The sequence below is a fragment of the Wolbachia endosymbiont (group B) of Xanthorhoe designata genome (assembly GCF_964028585.1).
Classification (GTDB): Bacteria; Pseudomonadota; Alphaproteobacteria; order Rickettsiales; family Anaplasmataceae; genus Wolbachia.
This window is the reverse complement of the sequence record NZ_OZ034794.1, coordinates 224,486-246,930: the sequence shown is the minus strand read 5'-3', so window position 1 is coordinate 246,930 and position 22,445 is coordinate 224,486. Positions and strand designations below refer to the sequence as shown.

General features: G+C 34.7%; 13 protein-coding genes, 1 other RNA gene and 1 pseudogene. 4 read left to right on the top strand and 11 right to left on the bottom strand.

What is annotated here, in order from left to right; translation table 11 throughout:
* Window positions 1-6: 6 nt before the first annotated feature.
* The gene (locus tag ABWU64_RS01170) at window positions 7-147 is read left to right on the top strand and encodes a hypothetical protein (RefSeq protein WP_341815475.1); all 141 of its coding nucleotides are present in this window, start codon (window positions 7-9) and stop codon (window positions 145-147) included.
* On the opposite strand, the gene rnpB is transcribed toward ABWU64_RS01170, so the two are convergent.
* Window positions 136-485, bottom strand: an RNA gene (gene rnpB, locus ABWU64_RS01165) — RNase P RNA component class A. The genes ABWU64_RS01170 and rnpB overlap by 12 nt on opposite strands.
* A gap of 157 nt (window positions 486-642) precedes the next feature.
* Window positions 643-2,877 carry a hypothetical protein gene (locus tag ABWU64_RS01160; RefSeq protein WP_353279682.1) on the bottom strand — a complete coding sequence of 745 codons (2,235 nt, stop codon included), beginning with the start codon at window positions 2,875-2,877 and terminating at the stop codon, window positions 643-645.
* Between the two features lie 257 nt (window positions 2,878-3,134).
* Here ABWU64_RS01160 and nuoE point away from each other — a divergent pair, with 257 nt between their 5' ends.
* The 3 genes from nuoE (at window position 3,135) to ABWU64_RS01145 (ending at window position 5,268) form a co-directional block, all read left to right on the top strand.
* Entirely contained in the window at window positions 3,135-3,635 is a 501-nt protein-coding gene (gene nuoE, locus ABWU64_RS01155; RefSeq protein WP_353279680.1) for an NADH-quinone oxidoreductase subunit NuoE, read from the top strand.
* Window positions 3,636-4,847 (top strand): tRNA guanosine(34) transglycosylase Tgt, encoded by a 1,212-nt coding sequence (gene tgt, locus ABWU64_RS01150; RefSeq protein WP_015587892.1) that lies wholly within the window; start codon window positions 3,636-3,638, stop codon window positions 4,845-4,847.
* A 103-nt stretch (window positions 4,848-4,950) separates the two neighbouring features.
* Window positions 4,951-5,268 (top strand): hypothetical protein, encoded by a 318-nt coding sequence (locus tag ABWU64_RS01145; protein WP_015587893.1) that lies wholly within the window; start codon window positions 4,951-4,953, stop codon window positions 5,266-5,268.
* On the opposite strand, the gene ABWU64_RS01140 is transcribed toward ABWU64_RS01145, so the two are convergent.
* The 9 genes and pseudogenes from ABWU64_RS01140 to ABWU64_RS01100 form a co-directional block, all read right to left on the bottom strand.
* Window positions 5,265-6,539, bottom strand: coding sequence for a M16 family metallopeptidase (locus tag ABWU64_RS01140; protein WP_015587894.1), 1,275 nt, complete (start codon window positions 6,537-6,539; stop codon window positions 5,265-5,267). The genes ABWU64_RS01145 and ABWU64_RS01140 overlap by 4 nt on opposite strands.
* Before the next feature lies 1 nt (window position 6,540).
* Window positions 6,541-7,149, bottom strand: a complete 609-nt coding sequence (locus tag ABWU64_RS01135; RefSeq protein ID WP_015587895.1) for a superoxide dismutase — start codon at window positions 7,147-7,149, stop codon at window positions 6,541-6,543.
* 446 nt (window positions 7,150-7,595) lie between these two features.
* Window positions 7,596-8,144 carry a 16S rRNA (guanine(966)-N(2))-methyltransferase RsmD gene (gene rsmD / locus ABWU64_RS01130; RefSeq protein ID WP_015587896.1) on the bottom strand — a complete coding sequence of 183 codons (549 nt, stop codon included), beginning with the start codon at window positions 8,142-8,144 and terminating at the stop codon, window positions 7,596-7,598.
* A 104-nt stretch (window positions 8,145-8,248) separates the two neighbouring features.
* Window positions 8,249-8,878: a hypothetical protein gene (locus ABWU64_RS01125; RefSeq protein ID WP_135353014.1), complete on the bottom strand. Its 630-nt coding sequence runs from the start codon at window positions 8,876-8,878 to the stop codon at window positions 8,249-8,251.
* Window positions 8,862-12,098, bottom strand: a complete 3,237-nt coding sequence (locus ABWU64_RS01120) for a type IV secretion system protein (RefSeq protein WP_353279679.1) — start codon at window positions 12,096-12,098, stop codon at window positions 8,862-8,864. Before ABWU64_RS01120 ends, ABWU64_RS01125 begins: the two co-directional genes overlap by 17 nt.
* An 81-nt stretch (window positions 12,099-12,179) precedes the next feature.
* Window positions 12,180-15,084: pseudogene (locus ABWU64_RS01115) on the bottom strand (type IV secretion system protein).
* On the bottom strand, window positions 15,081-17,501 hold the full coding sequence (locus tag ABWU64_RS01110) for a type IV secretion system protein (RefSeq protein ID WP_341815479.1): 2,421 nt from the start codon (window positions 17,499-17,501) through the stop codon (window positions 15,081-15,083). The pseudogene ABWU64_RS01115 and the gene ABWU64_RS01110 overlap by 4 nt, the downstream one beginning before the upstream one ends.
* A 17-nt stretch (window positions 17,502-17,518) precedes the next feature.
* Window positions 17,519-20,047 (bottom strand): type IV secretion system protein, encoded by a 2,529-nt coding sequence (locus tag ABWU64_RS01105; protein ID WP_353279678.1) that lies wholly within the window; start codon window positions 20,045-20,047, stop codon window positions 17,519-17,521.
* A complete protein-coding gene (locus ABWU64_RS01100) occupies window positions 20,040-22,445 on the bottom strand; it encodes a VirB4 family type IV secretion/conjugal transfer ATPase (protein WP_341815481.1) in 2,406 nt (801 codons plus the stop codon). The genes ABWU64_RS01105 and ABWU64_RS01100 overlap by 8 nt, the downstream gene beginning before the upstream one ends.

Sequence of the window (22,445 nt, the reverse complement as noted above, 5' to 3'; positions counted from 1 at the left end):
AAAGCTTTGTTAAGTTCAAAAGGAAATACAAAAAGAGATAAGCCAAGAAGTAAAAGGAATATAGGTGGTCAAATTGAGCGTACAGGATATGTGAAATGTTTGATACATTTACATAGTACGGCTGACATTCATGTATTGCCTAGGTGAAATATAAGCCGAGTTCTGTTTATGTAGCTATTTATCTGGAGTAAATGTTACCATTTACTTCATGCGATTTACCCGAGTAGATATGAGAAAAACATAAAATCTACTTCTATTTAATCTTGCTCCTAGTGTTGGTTACTTGACTACCAATGTTGCCATTGTTATGGTGCGCTCTTACCACACCTTTTCACCCTTGCCTAATAATATTTTAGGCGGTAATTTTCTGTAGCCCTATAACTGGAGTTACCTCCGGCGGGCGTTACCCGTCACTACCTTTTCTTGGAGCTCGGACTTTCCTCTGCTGTGTTTATCACACAACAGCAGCTACTTATTCCACCTAGAAATTATACTTTAACATTAAAATCACAAAAGCAAAAGAAAATTTCCTAACAGTCTACATACTAAAAACATTCAGACAAATAGCTAAAGGTGATATTCCGGTACATCATCGCTATCCCAAGATAAGCTTTTTTCACTTTTAGACTCTAGCTCAGTCAGTCAAGATCCTGGTCCACCGCTTGAAGACGATGAGCTACTTCTTGACCGACTACTACTCTCCACCGATATACTGTTTAGCACTGTTTCAGATTGATCCATAGTTCGCATAGATATATGTCTTATTCTGTTATTAGCGATAAAAATTTCTTCATCGCTATTGCCACTTGAAGATGATCGCCTTCTATCATTGAAATTAGTTAGTTCTAACACAGGAGCAGCATTACGACCCTTAACATATTTGTATGCTATGAATCCTATAATTCCAGCAATACTTATTATCGCCCCAACCAAAGACCCTCCTATCATTCCTGCCCTATTAGACTCTATAGCAAGCTGAGTGGGCTGTGGTGAAGGAGTAGTTTGAGGAAGTAAAGTTGTAGTGAACAGAGGAGTTGTTACCTTTGTTCCAGTATTTGATATAGTGGACAATGTTTGTATAGTTTTCTCTGAGTTTGTTATTGGCGCATTAGTTGGCATTGTAGTAATCATAGTTGATTGTGAGGTCGCAATAGTTTCAGCTACTGTTGTTGGTTCTGATGACGTACTCATCTTAGTTGTTAATTCTGTTAAAGGCTTACTCATCGTAGTACTGCTTGCTGTAAAAGTTGACTCAACAGTCGCTGCTGTAGATTTTACAGTACTTGTCTCAGTTTCTGAAGTTACTATCGGTGCACTAGTTGACGTTGTAGCAACTGTGGTCGCTTGTGGAGTAGTGGTTGTTTTTGCTACTGTTGTTGGCCCCACTGTTACTGTACTTGTTTGAATTGTTGACTCTGTTGAAGGCCTACTCGTTGTAGAAGTAGGTGCAGTGGTAGTTGATGCTACTGTTGTTGACTCCACTGTTACTGTACTTGCCTGAGTTGTTGACTCTGTTGAAGATTTACTCATTGTGGAAGTTGGTACAATGATAGTTGATGCTTCTGTTGTTAATTTGGTAGTCTTTACAGTGTCGGTTTCTGTTGTGCTAGTAATTGCAGCAGTCGTCGTTTTCTTAGAAGTCACAACCGTCTCTGTAACAGTTATAGGAGCCACAGTACTGCTGGAAATAATACTAGGCATCAATTGGCCGTTAATGATATTAACAAAATCACTGAGAGCTTTGATACTGCTTGTCGGTATTATCGTTGCTTCAGAAGATTTTCCAGAGCTCTCTCTATTAAAAGTTATAATACTCTCTCCACTTACCGCAGTGACGATAAAACCTCCCTGATCATTGTCTTTAACGTACAATTGATCTACAGGATCTTTGAATTCATGAATAATAAAATTCGACTTTGATCGACTCTTAACAAGACTTGCTAAATGTAACTTTTGCATGTTAGAAGATTGATCATTTTCAAGAAAAGCAACTAAATCATCACCTTCAGTTCGTCTTACATACTGTAAAAAGTTTATTTTTCCTGGATTATAGATAGTAGATGGTGCTATATTTAATTGGCATCCTTTCTTACTAAGCAAACATTCATCTTTCTTTCCACTTTTTAGATCCTCAACCACTTTGGCCATATCGAACTTAAAAATATTTGTTCTTACTTCTTGGTTTTTAGTAGGCTTTATCTGTGTATAAAGCATCGTATTTTCATCTAGTACTAATTGCCCTGGATTGTCAAATTTGAATAATTTTCTTTCTATAATGTGTTTTGCTCCAGGTAAAGGTCTGAACTTTCCATCTCCTTTCGATTCTAAATACCAAGAAACTAAAGCTTGATCCTTTAAGTTATGAGCAATTATAACAACATTACCATTACCAACTTTTACTGCTTTTGGTAAAAAGTAACTATTGTCTTCATTTGCAAGATTATTTATATCAATGTTCTTGTATAATTTTACTTTTCCTACGTATTCAACCAAGGGAACATTAGTTGAATGCTTGATTTCGTAAGTGTTGAATGTTAAGCCTTTGATGCACTTTTCTTTTTTGTTAATTTCTTCTGTAGGAAAGATAACTCCAACTTTATCTACTTCAGCTGAATTTTCTATTAGTGTGGGAGATAATTGGCTCTTAAATTCATTTGCTACGTTGACACCTGTATCACACTCGTATGTTTTTGATTGATATGATGGGCTAATAAGTAATTTTACTCTACTGCTTCCATTGCCGTTATCTTGATAGCTGAGTCCATAAGTAACTCCATTTCCTTCAATCAACCCTACGTTTTTTGGATTAAAACCTATCGCTTCTTTAACTTTCAGTGTAGTTGTATTAACTCCAAGCAATCTACTTAATATAGACATAATTATATTTAAAATCTTAACAAAATGCTATTATGATTGTTTCCGCGTGTTAATGTCAATGAAAATTTTAATTAAAGTTAAGAAATTAATACCTTTGTAATCTGCAAAGCGAAATATGGAAAATGATTAGCAGTAAAGAATTCACAAATTGGGTGCACCCACTCTACAGATATAATATTGTAGAGCTCAAAAAACCAACAATTGCAATTGTTAACTCTTCAAGTATAATTTGTTGAGATTTACAAGAGACTTATTAGATGAAAGAGAAAGAAGAGGAGTTTAGTTTTACATCAGATAACCTGAAGAAAGCGAAAAAGTCTATAGAGATGTATCCTAAAGGTAGAGAAGGTAGTGCTGTTATGCCTTTACTGTATCTGATTCAAGAGCAATGCGGATGGGTTTCTGAATCTGCTATGCGTTATGTTGCTGATATGCTGCATATTCCACATATTCGTGTATACGAAGTGGCAAATTTTTACACCATGTATAATTTAAAACCAGTAGGTAAATATCTGATACAAGTTTGTAGAACAACTCCTTGCTGGTTATGTAATAGCGAGGAAGTTTTAAGTACCTTTAAAAAGAAGCTTGGGATCAATATCGGTGAAACCACTAAAGATAATCTATTTACTTTAAGGGAAGTTGAATGTCTTGGTGCATGCGTTAATGCCCCCGTGGTGCAGATCAATAATGACTTTTATGAACACCTCACTCCTGAAAAAGTAGAAAATATCATAGCAGAGCTTTCAAGCAAATAGATGGAAAAGTTTTCGTTTAGGATAACCAAGCAATCAGGTTCTGCAAGAGTTGGCACAATTAAAACTCCAAATGGAAATATAGAAACACCAGCATTTATATTTTGTGCAACCAAAGCTGCAATTAAAGCTGCAGATATTGAGAGAATCAGGGAAGCAGGTACTCAGATAATACTTTCCAACACTTACCACCTAATGCTCCAACCAGGAGAAGATACCGTAGCAAAACTTGGTGGATTGCACAAGATGATGGGATGGAGTGGACCAATGCTCACTGATTCTGGTGGATACCAGATATTTAGTTTAGGACACGGGTCAGTTTCAGAAGAAATAAAGGGAATAAGACAGAAACAAAAAACTCTGATCAAAATTAACGAAGATGGGGCAATTTTTCGTTCTTACATAAATGGTAAAACTTATTGTCTAACTCCTGAAAAGTCTATACAAATTCAACAAAAATTAGGTGCAGATTTAATCCTAGTTTTAGATGAATGTACTCCATTCCATGTCAGTAAAGAATACACAAAAAAATCAATGCTCATGAGCCACAGATGGGCTGAACGTTCTTTAAATGAGTTTGAAAAAAATAATGATGGCAAACAGGCGCTGTATGGAATTAGCCAAGGCGGAGTGTATCAAGATTTACGTGGAGAAAGTTGTGACTTTATCAACAATTTGCCATTTTTTGGTCAAGCAATAGGTGGATCGCTTGGTCAGAGTAAAGAGCAGATGTATGACGTAGTTTCCTTTACTATGGAACGTTTAAAAAAAGAGAGGCCTACTCATTTGCTTGGTATCGGTGGAATTGTGGACATTTTTCGTGGAGTAGAGCTTGGTGTTGACACATTTGATTGTGTGCATCCAACTCGCCTCGCAAGACATGGTGGCGCACTTGTTAAAGTAAAAAACAGAGATTCTATTTCTTCAAAGCGTAAAGAGCATATTAATTTGCGAAATCAACGATTCGAACTAGATGATAACCCAATTGAAAATGACTGTTTGTGCTTTACTTGCAGAAAACATTCAAGAGCCTATATACACCATTTACTAAAAGCGAAGGAATTGCTGGCTTACACACTCGTTACCATTCACAATGTTTTCTTCATGAATAAGTTGATGGAATCAATAAGACAAGCAATATTGAATGATAGGCTAGATCAGGAAAAAAATAATTGGATTAGTGAAATACCGCTGCATTGTGAATTATATACCTAGTTCATATTTTGCACATGTGCGTTGCATTTTTTAATCTTCCTTAAAAACTTGACAGTACCGCATATATACGGGTATACTAGAAATATAATTTTATGAGGCATTTATGGTTAAAAGTAAAGAAAAACATCAAATAGCGTTTTGCGTTTCAGCCTTTACACTCTTAGCTGGTTTATCATTGATCGCAACTGGAATTGCAGTAGGTACTGTACCTGCTATAGCTTCTTGTTTAGTGACAGGAGGAATTTTAACTGCCTTGTCTATTGTGCAATCAGTAGAAAGCTATTTATTTTTACAAAACAGCGAAAAAACTTTCAATAAAATGATTAGTGGTATACACTATGGATCAGAAAGCAAACTTTTTATAGAAAGGATTTTGCAACCATTCATTGAACTTTTTAGTGAGCATAAGCAACATAACTAAAGTACACTAAGCATAGAAACCACTTTATCGTAACTTGGCAGTGAATTAATTTCTCCAATCGCAGCTAAAGTAATTTTTTCATGCTGAGATAGCAATTCTTCTGCTGCTTTTTTTATATCGTAAATAGTAACAGCACTAATTTTTTCTATTAATTCATTTTTACTGATGTATTTATTATAGTTGCCGTAGTAATGTCCTAACGTTTCAGCACGCGAGCTAACACTTTCGCGTGACATTAAAATTTGGGATTTTACTCGCTCTTTTACTCTATTTACTTCTTCTTCCTTCAGATCGTCTGTGGACAATTTCTTTAGCTCTGTCGTTATGGATTTTAAAAGCTTATCTAGATTACTACTATCTGTACCGGCAAAAATGGAGAGCATTCCTGTATCAGCATAACTAGAGTTGAATGAGTAAATGGAGTAAGCAAGACCCTGCTTTTCTCTTACTTCCTGAAATAGGCGTGATGACATTCCGCTTCCCAGTATGGCATCAAGAACTTTGAATGTGTGATATCTATTATCATCACGAGAAACACTAGGTAGACCAATTAATAAATGTACTTGATCTAATTTACGATGTTCTAAATACTCACCACCGGTATAACTTGCATTCTCGCTTTTTTTCAGCTCTCTTGAATGAATCTTTGAGAGAAAGTCTTTGATTAATTGAACAACTTCCTCATGTTCAACATTTCCTGCAACAGCAAATATAATGTTCTCGCCAAAGTAATGCTCATTTATGTAGTTATCTAGATTAGCTCGGGTAAAAGATTTGACAGTATCTTGCGTGCCCAAGATTGATCTACCAAATGGTTGATCTTTATAAGCTGCTTCAAAATACTTATCAAAAATGATATCGCTCGGTGAATCATTAGTTTGAAAAATCTCTTGTATTACAACGCCCTTTTCGCGTTCCAATTCATCCTCTGGAAATATAGAATTCATTAATATATCTATTAATATATCAATGCCAGTCTTTATATCTTTTTTAAGAACCTTTGCGTAATAACTTGTACTTTCTCTACCGGTGCAGGCATTGAAAGCTCCACCTATGTCGTCAAAAGCTTTTGCAATTTCAAAAGCAGTTCTTGTCTTTGTTCCTTTGAAAGCCATGTGTTCTAGGAAATGAGATATTCCATTTTGACTTGCACTTTCAGCTCTACTGCCAACACCAACTCGTATATTTAAAGCTACAGAATCAACATCATGCACTCGCTCAGTTATTATGCGCAGACCATTATCTAATTTTGTTACCTGTGGTACATTCATTTTATATACTCTTTTTTAAATTCTCTTCTGCAAAACCCCAATTGATCAAATGATCAAGAAAAACTTTTATATAGTCAATTCTACGATTTTGGCAATCCAAATAGTATGCATGCTCCCACACATCCATAGTAAGCAGCGGTACTTGATCATAAATTAGCGGCAAGTCCGCATTTGGAGTTTTAGTGATTTTGAGTTTTCCTTTTTCAAGCACTAACCACACCCATCCACTACCAAATTGGCTTACTCCATAATTTGAAAATTCTTCACAAAATTTATCAAAGCCACCAATATCATCTTGAATTTTTTTTGCTAGAAGACCATCATCTTGAGGCTTACCACCACCATTCTTTTTCATTGAATTCCAATAAAAAGTGTGATTCCAAACTTGTGCTGCATTGTTAAAAATAGGAACTGTATTATTATTTCCATGAACTTTCGTTACTAATTCCTCAATTTCCATATGTTGATAATCTGTGTTTTCAACCAGTTCGTTGAGTTTATTTAAATATCCCTTATGGTGCTTATCATAATGAAAATCTAATGTCTTTACAGATATATAAGGCTCTAAAGCTGCTTTATCATACGGCAACTCAGGTAAAGTAAAACTCATGCTGACCTCTTTATTTTCGATGGTATGGTAATATGTGCTTTTGCGCAACAGATAATTTAGTTAGGTAGTGATTGCATTTATTCTAAAACAAGCGATATTAGTAAGATAATTATGTTTTTATTTTAGAGGGGTAATATGTCAAGTTTATTCAAGAATTTTAGTAGATATGCTAAGTTCGGAGATATTCCTAGAAAAAGCGTTGGATATTGTGGTAACGAAGTTTCACAAAATAGTTTCTATAAGTCCGTTTATTAATAACCTCACTGTTTTGTAATTGGATAAAAGTAAGATTTAAATCCGATTGAGAAGTTCTGGTTTGCCATTAAGCATGTCATAAGAAAAGTGCTGCCAAGCTTTTGGCCCAATATTAATTCGGCTATTGATTTTTTCTTTCAGTCCTCGGAAAAATCTTACTTAGCTTAGCTATAGATGTTTACAAAAGAAATTCAAGTGAGTGAAGAAAGAAAAATTATTTTTGCAATACCGTAGGTACGCTCCACAATTATATTGAAGTTTTTATTGCACTCAAAACCTTCATTTTTCCTCATTTCTAGAATTATTAACGCATTATCATTTAACCAGCCTGAGTGAGCTAATTCGTCTAAAGTTGAGTTAACCAGATTGATATTATAAGGTGGGTCCATAAAAACTATATCGCACTTTGAAATAGGTCTTGGTAATCCGTTAGCATTGCAACAAATTAACGTGATATCGTTCGTAATTCCAAGATCTTCTGCGGTTTTTTTAGGCAGTTGCAAATTGTAATAATCTGAATCTACCATGAATGCATGTTTAGCACCTCGAGAAAGTGCTTCAAATGAAAAAGAGCCACTTCCGCAGAATAAATCAAGTACATTTAGGTTATAAATAGGTTTTCTTGAAGAAAGTATACTAAATATTGCTTCTCGGACACTACTCATAGTGGGCCGTGCAGCTAAATTCTTGCCTGTAGTTATTTTTCTTCCACGATATTTACCCGCAATAACACGTAACATATAAAACAAGTTCGAAGTTAACTAATTATTTATAATACACATTTAATGTCAACATAGCTTCAGCAGTCTAATAGAAAGAAGGTTGCTTGTGGAGAAACGCAAGATCAATCGCTTTTCTTTGATTTATTTTCTATACTGATTGCACGACCAATCTCATCTTGTAAATCATCATGGTTGTTTTTTTCATCATGACCCATCCCTTCAATTCTACTTTCTAACTCTAACTTAATTAGAGTATTGATTTTCTCTATATTATCGAGGAAGTTTTTACATTCTTCATCACTATATTCCTCACCAGATGCTTTTTTTTCTATAAATAAACTTTTTAACCCTACTAGATCAAAACTCTGATTGGCATTTAACACAATATTTCTCTCTATAAAACTAAGATCTGATAGTAACAAACTAACCTCTAATAGATCTTCACTTTTAATGTTTACAAGATTATCAAGATTATCTAAAATAGAGAACATCTTAAGCTCCTTTTGTGCAATTTCTTTGTCTTCTTTGTCAAATTCTGACGATAGCCCTTTATCATCTATAAGTCTCTCATTCAGAGCTTTATTTAGCTTTGAAAGATTAACATCACCTTGCTTAGTGCTATCTAGTAACAAATCTACCCTCGCTCTGCGCGCATTTAAAACATCATTGTAATCGTTTAACTTGATATTACCATCTTCGTCTTGCTGAAGACCATAATAACTTAGCCCTTTGAAATTACGATTCTTCATCATTCTCTATGTTCTCATTCCTTTCATTATCTTGACGCTCTCTATCTTCTCCGGCACGTATAGCTTCTGTAGTGTTTTTTAAATTTTCTGGTTCCGTGCCTAATTTTCGCGCTACTCTATTTGATTGGTCAGGCTTATTTTCTTTTGATGATTCACCCTCTTCTTTTGGTTCTTTTGTACGTCCAATAGTGTAATCATGAAGCCTTTCCAAGAACTCACGTCTGTGCGTTTTTGCTCTATAAAGCAAATTATGCTGATAACCATCCTTTTCTCCTTTAGCGGGGTTAATTCCTATAGAGTCGAGACCATGTTCCCAAGCAAACTTCATAGCATCTTCTATTGTATAGCCCAAATGTGATCCTACATATCCTTTATAATATTCTAAATATTTATCAATTCTTCTATGTGCAATATCTTCTTTATCAATTCCAAACGCCCTGTAGATTTTTTCCTCAAGCTTATCAACATCATTTTTAGGTGATGTTGCAAATTTTGTTGCTTCAATAGTAGCACCTACAAGCTTACGTGGTACATTAATAGCATATTTCAGCACACCCCCAACTCCTGGTATTCTACCTAGCAAATTAGCTGTACCTCCAGCTAATCTGTCCGGTACATGAGTAGCCCAATCACCTAAAGACTCTAACTTTCCGCCAGCAAAGTTCTGCCACTGCTGCTTTAATCCATCTGTAACACTAGCTAAAGGTGATGCTTGATACATACTAGATATACTGTAAACACTAAACCCACCACCGGCAATGCTTGAGCCCATCTGTTGTACAAACTCCTTTAAAGAAAACATCAAAAACGAAAGCAAGAACAGCATAAAGATCTCTCCTGCGTTGATTAAATAACCTCTCTGTATGTCCTGTACCCTTTGGTAATCGCTATTTTCTTGATAGTTTTGATTTGTATCATAAAAATTCTCTGATTGGCAGCTTACACTTTGCGTAATTACACCTTGCACTAAAGACTTTATTTCACTTTTTGAATTTGATTGAATGATACCCTTTTTGTAATCGTCTATTATTTTCTCATAATTCCTGCATTCTTCTTCATGCTGTTGAGATTGACAATAACGCCTTTTTATCTTACCATTTATATTATCTATCAACAATAAGATATCAGCCTTTTCTGATGCATGTAATAAACTATTCGTTAGACGCACTAGATCTTTTTCACTACAATTAGCATCAACTACTATATCACTTTCTGCTATATAATGGTCTGCTGGATTTTTCTCAGTACCAGGCACTGGATTAAAGAAAGGGTAATCTATATAACGAAAACCTTTATTAATGTAATTTGGTGGAAGAGGGATATATCCAGCGCCACCAGTAAACTTTACTGTACCACCTATTCTGCTTAGTTTTTCTATACCTTCTATATTCTTATCTACGTTCAACGGAGAAGCCTCCCCGATAGTATAAGGTACAAAAATTTGCCCTGGAGTCCAGCTAAAGTATTCTTTATCAATTATACAAAAACCACCAAATACCCATTTTGGAGCACATAACTTTATTTCAAGCCATTTATTATAGCACACAGTAAAGCCTAACTGTTTATAAAAGGTATTCATTATCATTGCAGCAAGTAATGACAGCAGGGTAAATATCATAATTGATTGCAAACAGAAACTAATACAGAATTTTATCCAACCCTCAAATAGACTTTTCAGTGGTGAAAATAAAATAGAGATTAGGAATAGCGGCATTATAGATACAAGAAAAGCTATACCCATAAAACCAGAAAGGAATATTATGTAAGCATACATACACAGCAGGAAATATAAGACAATCCCTATAAAAATTGCCGGTATCATAAAGAGACTTGCCCACATTTGATAATGTAAAAATGCTGCAAACTTTTTCCAAACAGAGTAAGCAAAAAACTTATTAAACATATCCTCCATGAAGCTAAACAATTTAGCTTCATTTCCTTGAGCAACGTTTGAATTACCTCCGGTGTTCATGTTGGGAGCAAAATTAGTAATTATGCTTATCAATTGTTCAAGACCTTTAACAAATAAAACAAGAAAATGATCATAGAAAAATCTAAAACTTCCAGGAGATATAAGCACTATTACTAGAGTGATTTTCATCATTCTGATGAGCATATCATGCTTAGTTTCTCTTATCATTCCAAAAAGATAAAGAAGCGATGAAATCACTATAAATAGAACAAGCAAGGAAAGAACAAAATTGTGAAAGCTCGTACTTTTTTCAGCTATATTTTGAAACATCGCTTGTGCAGCTGCAGGATCATTGCTATCAAAATGCTTTTTACAATTTTCGTTAATCAATAATACACATTTTAGATAGTTATAAACGTAATCAAAAAATCCAAAGTTACTTGGTTTCTGCACTCCGCTCAAAAATTCAAAAGAGTAGCCACCTGCATTATCTAGATAATATCTATCTAATATCTTTACATATATTTTCCATCCTTTTTCTAACCTCACCGTATTACAATTCCTGTCCTGTAATGTGGTGTTATCTCTGTCTAAAGTAAAAAGCCCACTTCCATCTTCCGCTACGGAATTGTAACCTAGATGTACAGTAGGAGACTCAGGGTTACGCATGGATTTTAAATTTTCGTTAGGACTAGAATCGCTAGGCCTTTTAAATAAAAGATAAGCACCATGGCCGTTAGTAAACCAACATGGAGCACCGCGTTTTTCTCTGTTATCATCTTCACTAATACACTTGCAATTTACAGTACAACTTGCATTAGGATTACTTGAAATTTTTTGTGTACTAGATTTGTAATCATTACAAATTAAGTGAAAGTCAGGCAAACTATTATCGCCCTGTTTACCTTCAAACTTAGTCACATATTTTAGCTGTTCCAAGCTTTGCAAATTATAACTACCTTTAGATTCTTTCTTATTATTATTACTCCAAGATGTCCATGCACCATTTACTCGTACTACTAAACTATCTCCATTGGTTTCAAATCCAGTATCTTTCCACTTCACCACTTGATTGGAGTGAAAACCATAATTAATTTCGCCAGTATCAGGATCTATAATTTCCTGATCTTCCGGAATAAAAGCATCGTGATCTTTTGAAAAATGAGCACCAACTGCAACCGGTTCAGGACCAAAATAATCAGCAGATATGCACCTTGGAAAAGGCATATCATTCTTACTACAACCTGTAACCAGCACACAGATTACCAAAATTAATAACCTAAACCAACATTTGCCTAAGCGTGATTGCATACCTAAACTTTTTCCAATACAGAATAAATTTCTAAAACCTTACTTCAAATATCTTTTTAATTAGTTACTCCATATATCTCATCAATCTTCCTTAACTTGTCCTTTTTTTATCAGAATCCTTTTGCTTATCTTGCTGGCTTAGTGTTTCAGATTTGCTCATTTCTTTGCCAGAACTCCCTTTTTCATCTGCTTGCTTTGGTGTATCAGGCAATTTAGCTTCAATTTTTCCACGATCTTTACTCATTCCCTGCTTGATGTTATGTATCATATTTTGGGTTCTATCATCAAGGCCAACAGTTGACAGCATAGCTTGTGATGCGCTCCTAGCAATATGACTAACACTTTGAGCAACTCCATAACCAGAGCTGAACAACGCCTGCGCCATAGTTTCTGATATGAAAACAAAAGCTTCCATTGCACTAGCAATGATGAGATATATAAATGCCTGGATTAGATCTATAGGTAATGCTGCAAAGTGCCCACCAGCCCTTTCTCCAGTACTGAGCGCAACATCAACACTAGTACCAGGACTATACCCAAGAGGTAATATTGATTTCATAAGACACAGATCATACGATAAAAAATTTACACTAATTAAGCATTGATAGCATGCAGAAAAATTTGTGAGGTTGTATAGAACTGAATACATTAACTGATTTAAAAGAGACAAGGATGAAAATAAAATGACTGGTTGCAATGAAACATGAGCCAGCGTTTTTATCCAATTATCAAATAATGTTTTAGTTTGTTGAAATAGAATAAATACGATAAATAAAGGTGCCAATGACAATAAAAATGCCACTAAAACAGTAGATATTACATACTTAAACGTAGCACTAATAATGCATCTTAAAAACACAAAAGTAGCATAAAGTATTGCCAAAAATGCAATAAAGCCAAAAGGTCCTGATAGCATTAAAGATAAAAATTTCAGCCATGTTTCTCCTGTAAATAATACTCCCGCTGTTAAATCTAAGAATGCAAATTTTTTACCTCCTTCCCCTATATAGCCAGAAAAACTATCAACTAAATAAATGCTACCATCAACAAAAAGCCCAGACAAAGTTGTACCAAAGAATTCCCAACTTCTATCACTAAAAGCAAAAGCTATAAATGCTATTTTGAATATTCTTATAATAAAATCGGATTTACTTAATTGTATTGTTCCAAGCATATAGCCAACAACAGTAAATATAACGTATAGAATAAGCAAAGCTCTTATTCCTTGTAGAAGCCCCTTTCTATATCCTTCATATGGAATTTTAATTCCGTCTTCACCCCCATCTGTTATGAAATCAAAAATCTTGTTTACAGTTGATGAAATAAAATCGTTTATTTTTCTTTTTAAAAATAAATTTACTGTGTATTTGTTATCTTCATAATATTTGGCTTCTTTGTCCGTAATATCATCTTTCTTTACGTTTTCTACATTAATACCAAAGTATATCTTTTTAGACTCCTTATCCTTTAAATGACTTCCATCTATTGCATAATAGACTACATTATCCTCTGTTATTTTATCCAACTTCTCTACTTTTCTGAAATCATTAGTTTCCGGAATAGATGGATCTCCTGGCGGATTATCACCCAAGTACATATACAGTTTTTCACCACTATCGAAGTTACATGATCTAGTCACTGCAACATGATATCCACCTCTATGAAGTTGGTAGTTGCCATTACTTGCTATAGCAAGCATCACACTACTACCATGTAGTATATCTTTTTCATCTATTTTATAATCATGATTTAATTTCAAAGAAAAATGTTCAAAATTATCACCAATTTGCGAACACACATTATCTCCTTTTGCACCCTTTTTCTCTGGAAAACATTGAATACCTTTAGCAGTATTCTGATCATCAAGATCGCCAATTTTTGCAACAAGAGCTTCGGCCCAAGAAATATCTTCTCTGTCCTCTTTGAAGTTTAATTTAGAATTTGATATTAAATTAATGTCAATCTGCTTAGAATCCCTCTTATTTTCTTCAATCTCTTTTAGTTCATCCTCAATACGTTTAAGGTGAGAATACATGTCACATGTATTTCTTTTATCATACTTCTCATACCTTATAGAAGAGACGCAATTCTCCCCTATACCTTTTGCGTTGTAACATATATTCTGATAGTAACAATTAAGCTCATAAGAGCTGTACTTGCTTATCTCATTAAAATCACATTTTTTCCCATTACATAATTTATCCAGTCCTATTTTAGTTCGTCGTAAATCTAACAATGCACCATTTATCCATGAATTTTGAATATAATCCTTATTAAAATGTACCTTATTATCATATGGAGTGTAGCCATTACCAACTAGCACTCTTCTTTCTTCTATGTTCTCTTTATTAATCTTAGGAAATTCTACTTTAGTCCTCTTACCACTTTCTCCACAAAAGAATGTTCCTCCACCAAACATGTCTTTTATTGTAACTTTATCTTTTTCATCCCCTCTTTCAGAGCTATAACAATTGCCATCAAAACTGATTCCTTTTCCTTGTGGATTGCCATAATCAATCGTTATCTCTCTGGGAATTAAGCTAAAGCTTAACTTATCACCAGGATTTGCTTTAATTCCAGTATCTACATAACGTCTATTGCTATAGAATTCATTATTTCCAAAGCCTATATCCCCACATATTTCTCGTTCATCAAGACTAGCATTATCAATTAACTTATTACTGTAATTTGGTATTAAATCATTAGTACAAAATACAGCGGGCACAAGTACTCTCTTTGGATTTTTCCCTTCTTTAAGAGGACAAAAATTTACTGACCCACCAAGAGTAATTTTGATTTTCTCATCCTTGCTAATTACTTGACCAGAATCAACCCAATGAATTTTAACTCCTTCGCCACCTTCACGAACTGGAACATCTATACTGACACTAGTATTTCTGCTCTGCAACCCAGGTTCAACACAATCCATTGTGCAGCCAGTAATTACAAGACATAGTATCAATAATAATGATTTTCTGCTCATCATTGATTTCCTGTGTTTGTCGGTATTTTAGGTGCTGATCTTTGAGCTGATTGTGGTATTTGAGGTCTTCGACTTGGTGTACCAGATTGCTGACCTGCTCTTCTTTGGATACTTTGTTCATCTAAACCTACTGTTCCCATTAAGCTTTGCTGATATTGCCTTCCTGGTTCGCTTGCTACATAAACACCAAACAGCGAATCAGATATTGTTGAAGATGCCTCAACTAAAGCTTTCATGGCATGTCCCAAAATCACAAAAGCCATCATAGCTGTGATGTTAGGTGCATGTTTGGAAGCATAACCATAAAGAATACAAGGATTAAAAATCTTTAAGTTAAGATTAAGTATACATGTAGGGCAGACCTCAAAATTAAAGACCGAATACACAATATAATCCATAACCTGGCTTATTAATGATATAAAAATTAAAAGCACTACCGGATGAATTGCAAATCTTGCTAAATTTTTGACCCAATTGTGAAACATCTGTCTAGTATATCCAAATAGAAGGCAAATAATAAAAAGAGGCGCCAAGGAAAGCAATAATGCAACTATTGCTATAGATGTGATAAAAGAAAATAAGGCGTTAAACATCGATAAGCTCACTGTTATCAAACCCCAAATCACCAAGCAAAACGATACAATACCCAAAGGACCAGAGAATATAAGAGATATTATTAGCAACACTGAGTGTGCTGATAAAAACCTATTGAGCGGTAAATCAAGAAATTCAAAAACATTTGATGTTGTACCTCCGAAATTTGCTATTTCTATTAACTGTTTTGGAGCATTAACAAAAATAGAAAATGCATTGTTATAAAAAAAACTCCAACTGTTATCGTTCAGCAATTGGGTAATAACTCCTATCTTTACACATATAATTAAAAATTCATATATAGAAGCATGAGATAATCCAAAAAAGTAATAAAGGGTGTATAAAACTATATATAATACTAATAACGACACTATTGTAGATCTGATGGTATTTGTTCTATTTGATGCTACAAAACTTTGATAAAGAGACTTCACAGGGCTAGTATCAGAGTGAATCGCGTTAGTGTCTTTGTAGCTAGAACCGAAAAATGCAGTTTTTACTTTTTCATCAAAAAAATTATATATCGCACTAAAAGTTCTTACAGGTGGCTCTTTAGTTGTAAGGTTAATGCTAAATTGACCTTCATTTTTCTTATAATCACACCCATGATCTCTTATTCCGTAATATATAGTGCCACTCTTGTCCTTTAGCTTTTCTTTTAAGCCTTCCATATATTGAGTATTATAAACTTTGCTAATGTCTACAGGTATATCTCCCTGAGTTTCATCAGGGTTGTGCTCGGGAAATTTGTCAGAAACATGTATATATAAGCTTTTTTCTAAATTAGGGATTTTTGTTACTCTTATGTTGAAACCACCTTTATCTCTGCTATCACCCAACTTGAAAATTAACTTTGATGTTTGATGGTCATTACTTATCTTGTGATCACAATTAGTACATAAACCACCACTAGGAATGTGTTCAAGATTTTCACCATCCATAGAAACATTTAAGAATGGAACATCAGTTTTTACTTCTGCATTCTTTAAAACATTATCAATAATCTCAGTATTAACAGATTTGCCACTAGAGTTAGTTGAAGCGTTAGTAATGGATCTAAATATTTCATCTTCTATATCATTGTATTCAACATGCACACAATTACTGTCACGGCTACCGGAAGAAAACTTACATATCTTTCTACAGAGTAAATTTAAAATGCGCGTATCCATCTTACTTTTCTGATCGCTTGAAAGCTTGCTGCAGTCTATATTTTCTCCCTGCTTTATAGAGTTAATATTTTCAATCTCCTTTCTTTTTTCTTCTTGGTCTGGTTTTGAAAAATCTGAACTCCAGTACTCTTGCCCGGGAAGCCACTCTGCATTGCCTATCATGAGTTTGTTAGGACATATTGTGTACTTGTATTCTCCATTTTGCCATATTGCCTGACATTCATTTTGATTTAAAACATGCGCAAAATACTCCTTCTCTACTTCACCGCAACTCTCGTCAATTTTTTTATAGGTGACCGTGCCATTATCGTTTTTACACATTTTACTTCTAACAACACTAAAGCTTATCGCATCGCCAGCTTTAAGCGCAAACGGTAATGTAACGTTTCTTACTCCAGGTTCAATTGCAAAATCTTTATATTGCGAACAAAAATTAACCTTATTAGGTACTATATTAATCTCTGTTACTTTTATTTTATCCGAAATATAGACTCCAGAATCAACCCATTTCTGCTCTGTTGACACTATATCCAATTTCTCACGCAAGCCTGATGAATCTTCTGGCTTAATACACCCGCACCCAGATAATAAAAAGAGTATCACAAAACTTATGCATAGCTTAACCAAGTTTTGGTTGCTCAAATGTTCAAACATCTGTTACTCACCTGCGCTCACTCTCCACCTGGTTTTATAGATTCACTAGAGGAAGATCCCGATCCCTTATTATCATCTCCACCTCCTCCAATAGCCCCTCTTGCCTTATTTACAGCCGCAGCAGCAACTTGACCAGCACCTCCAGCAGCAGCTTTGGCAGCAGATAAAGCTTTATTCACCATTTGTGCAGGAGTGCTACCTGAACCAAGTGCTGCTCTGTGGTTACCAGCAAGTTCAGCAGCCATACCGGGAAGAACGTTTAAAAAATGGTAAAATAAAAATAGCACCAAACATAACTTCATTAACTCTCCAAGTACAGAGTTACTAAATTCAACATACGCAAAATCAACCAGACCAAGCAGCATACTTTTCTCCCATTTATATTCTTGTAGCATGCACGCTAAAGTATTTGGATTGTTAGTACATTCTCCTCCTTTCAATTTAAACCAATATGTTTTCTTGCCTAGCATTTCAACTTGCTCTTTCTCAAAATTTAGACCTCTATAAAAGATTTTATCACATGCTATGAACATAAAAGATAGAAATGCAAAAAGGATAACTGGGTATAAACTGTAGGTAATTAACTCTTTTAGCCAACCATCAAAATATCCCTTAGTATGTTGAAACAAAACCATAGGAATGAATAAAGGCGATAAGATGATAATTACACTAAGCGCAACTAAAGATAAGATAAATACATAGCACATCCACAAAATAACCATCATCATCAAAATGGCCATAAATATACAGACAAGAGCTACTAAGATCTGTCCACCAGCAAAAATAATACCGATTACCGAACCTGCAACTAATAAGACAGGAGCAGCACCAAGCAAAACCATTAATGTTACAGCACCCCCTGCACCAATTTTACCACCAATTCCATCTAAAGGGGCACCTAAATAGAATAAAATTCTACAATCAAGCCTATCCCAAGGAGCAAGATAGCTGTAAGATATTCTTTTTCCATCTACTTTACGCATGTATTCATAATCTTTGCCTGCTTCGTAATTACATATACCTTTGCTCTCAGATGATGCTTGCAATACTATCTCCGACAAACCATTTGAAAGTTTTGTTAATTCTCCATAATAATGGGACATAGTACTGCCTGTTGTGAAGTAAATCACTAAAGCAAACTTAATAATCAACATGTACATTTCTTGAGGACTGCGAACACCACCAGACATGGCTTTTATAGAGAACAGTATTAAAGCCAAAACTAAGACAGCAGTTACGGTGTTTTTTAGCTTTTTCTGTGCTACAGATAAGAAACTGCCCTTGTTATGTCCATTTTGATCGTTAAGTGGACTGCCACTTGAATCAATACCTGCAACTAAATTATCTAACGATTCCTTAATGCATTGCACTATCATAGAAGTGATGGGAAGAGGAGCTAATGATTTACTCCCTGCCTGATTGTAGCAAGCTTCAGAGACATATGAGCTAAAACAGCCTTTATTGTCGTAACCTACAAAAATTTTTCCTTCTTTTTCCTTATTTCTTATATTAGTTTTATAGTCATTATCACTACCAATAGAAACTTCTTCTTTCCCTGTGCCATCTTTATTTTTGAATATCATCACAGATTTTTCACACATAGGAGCAATTGGATCAGGTGGTAATTCCGTGCATCCTATATCAATTCCTTGCGGCCAAGCAGTTCCAGCTGCCCTAACTTCAGCCAATTCCACACATAACCTACCCATTTTTCTCACCGCCCTGAACGTTGATCCATGTATGTCTTCGCTCTGCCCAGCTTTAAGCACTTTACATTCTAGATCGCCATCAACCTTCGGAGACCATGAACCACTTTCATATCCAGTGTCTTTCTCTCTGATATCAAAGTCTATGTATCCATCTTTCCCCCTGAAATTAAAGTCATTCGTCTTGAAAAGGTTGCCAAATGTTAAAGGATTGCGATGACACACTTCTATGTATTCACTATATTGCACCCCATTTTTTGGCCAGTAGTAGTGTTCCCTATCAACATTAACAACATCCCAGTTAGTAGAATTTAAAATCTCCCTTTCTGTTTGTTTTCCATCTCTTCCTGATCTTTTCTGTAATGCGGAAAAATACTCATCTTCTGTTCGATAATTTTTATCTGTGTCACCACTATAACCTGTGTCTTTTAGTTTAAAATTTTTATATCTCCCATCATTATCGTATGCAACTGGATGCCTAACAAAACTATGCTGACAAACAATAAGTCCCCCCACTGCCTTCCAGACTCCAACAATTGCGGCTATCATTCCAACGATAACAAGAGCAGTAAATAAACCAGCAGAAGAGACAATCAAAACAATACCAGTAAATATTGCACCAATAGCAATTACTATCCCAGCAACTGCTGCAGCTGTTTCAAACGCCTTACAGTCAGGATCAGAGGCACGGCTAAAACTACCAGTAGAATTAAACCTGCTAACAAATTCCGTTTTGTCAGTACCACTTACTGTATCTGCAAACACTGGATATGAGAGTAAAAAATCTATATTTAATAAAAATATCGCAACTAACAGTAATGACAGTTTAGTTTTAAACATTTTTCACCTTTTGATAAAACACAGGCAACCACATCTTTGGATCATCTCCGACTTCTTTCAATATATCATGTAACAATAGGACACTTTCTGCGCGTCCAGATAACACGTTGACCACATCATCCAAATCTTTCAGATCTATTCTAGCTACTACAGCATTAACTCCCTGCTTTACTAAAAAGAATCTAGTACTTGGATCTGTGTGTTTGATCAGTATGTACTCACGTTCAGTTAACATAAAAACATCTCGATAGACACTAGTAGCTTTCAGATTTGGCAAAAAAATTTGTGTTGCTGTCTGCTGTACAAGCGTATCACTAATAGCACTTTTACTTGCATCTTCAACACTCTGAGTAGCAAAAACCACAAAAGCATTTAACTTTCTCAGCACTTTCAACCAGTCTTTTATCTTAGGTGCAAAAACTGGATTATCTATTAACGCCCATGCTTCATCAAGAACAATAATAGATGGAGTGCCATCAAGCGATATACTAATCCTATGAAACAAATAAATCAAGACCGGCCCAAGAGCAACAGGATCTTTTAGCAAGCTAGCCATTTCAAAGCCAAACACTCTTGCTTTTGAAAAATCTAGCAAATCTTCTTTATTGTCAAATATTGCAGCATGAGAGCCATCATCATGCCACATAGATATTGCTCCAGCTAGAGTATCAGGGCCCGCAAGTCCTAAAAATGGTACAAGATTTCTCAAAAATCTGTCTTCTTTTTTTAATTTAAAATTTCCCTCAATTGCATCATTAATTCTAGCAATATCTTCTGAAGTGAATTTATCGTTGTATACTAAAATTAAAGATTTTATCCATTCCATCAAAAATGTTTTATTATCAGGAGTATCGTCAAGTTGCAGAGGATTAAAATTTGTCTTAGTTCTTGGTTCTATTATAGTATAGATACCACCAAGTGCTCTTAAAAAAATTTCTGCACCGCGATCTTTATCAAAAAAGAATATTCTTGGAGAAAATTTCATTGCTTGAGCACATAAAAAATTCATTAAAACAGTTTTGCCAGCACCTGTTGGCCCAATTATCATAGTATGTCCAACATCCCTTATATGAAAGTTGAAGAAAAATGGAGTGCCAGATGTTGTATCAAAAACTGTAACAGCATCTCCCCAGTGGTTATTGAATTTTTTACCAGTAGGATAATTATGTTGAGATGCAAAACCGGCCAAATTAAGACTACTTATTGTACCTTTTCTTACTATATAATCAAAATTACCAGGAATTTGCGCCCAAAATGCTGGTTCTAGATTAACCCTCTCACGAACAGGATAAACACCACAATTAGAAAGCTCCGATTCAACCAATGATAAAGCATTGTCCAATGATTTAGGGCTTTTTTCTATACATAAGATAGTTAAATGGTGTGCACCAAACGCAATTTTACCACTCATTGCATCATCAAGCGCATGAGAAATTTCTGCTATTTGAGAAATAGCTTTATCTGCAGATTGTATCATACGATTTTGCTGTATCTGCATTTTCGCAATTGCCATTTGCCTATTTGTAAATTGAAAAGACTGCGTGATAATAAATTCATAAGGAAGTTGTAAAAAAGAATCAAGCATTCCTGCAGAAGTATTATTTCCATATTCTTTGATACTAACTATTCCAGCATATTTACTTTCATTATGAGTCACAACCTGTATCATCTTATGGCCAAAAAATACCCTATGAACTGGTAAGTATCTTGATATTTCAGTTTTTAGTGGAAAAAGCGTATTTGTAACAAAGCCACAATTTACAATTCTAGATAGAAACTCCATTATTTCACAAAACAGTCCGTTTGGAGTTTCTTTTACTCCAAGGACTTTAGGCGAATAATTCCTAAGGCTTGTTACTATACGATTTGTCGTTTCCTCTAAATCTTCATAGGTATCACGCATATCACTTTCCCAAGCGTGTTTTGAAGTTACATGCCCAAATTTTTTCAGTAGATGTGATAAAAATTCTACTCCCTTTGTATCTGCCCTACGAATAATCGTAATGTATAAATCATTAATAAAAGATTGCCTAGTTGCGTGTTTTTCTCTCCATTTTAGATTTACATGGTTAGCAAAAAAATTTGGTAAACTCTGGTTTGCAAATTCATCAGAAAAGATATTCTTCTTACGCCTGATGGTATGAAAGTACAAACTAAATGCTGGAGATGAAATGCTTCTTAGCATCTGATTTCTGATATTATTTTGTATCACCAAGTCTTCATCATCGGCCGTTTCAAACGCAAAGCCATTTAATTTTATAAATTTAACTAACCAATTCTGCTTTGTTATCAAGGTTGTACTATTCCAATAGCAAGAATAAGGTATAAATTCAGCAGCGTGAACCTCTCTACTTAGAATAGATTTATTCTTTGATTGAATAGCTCTAAATCTCAACAT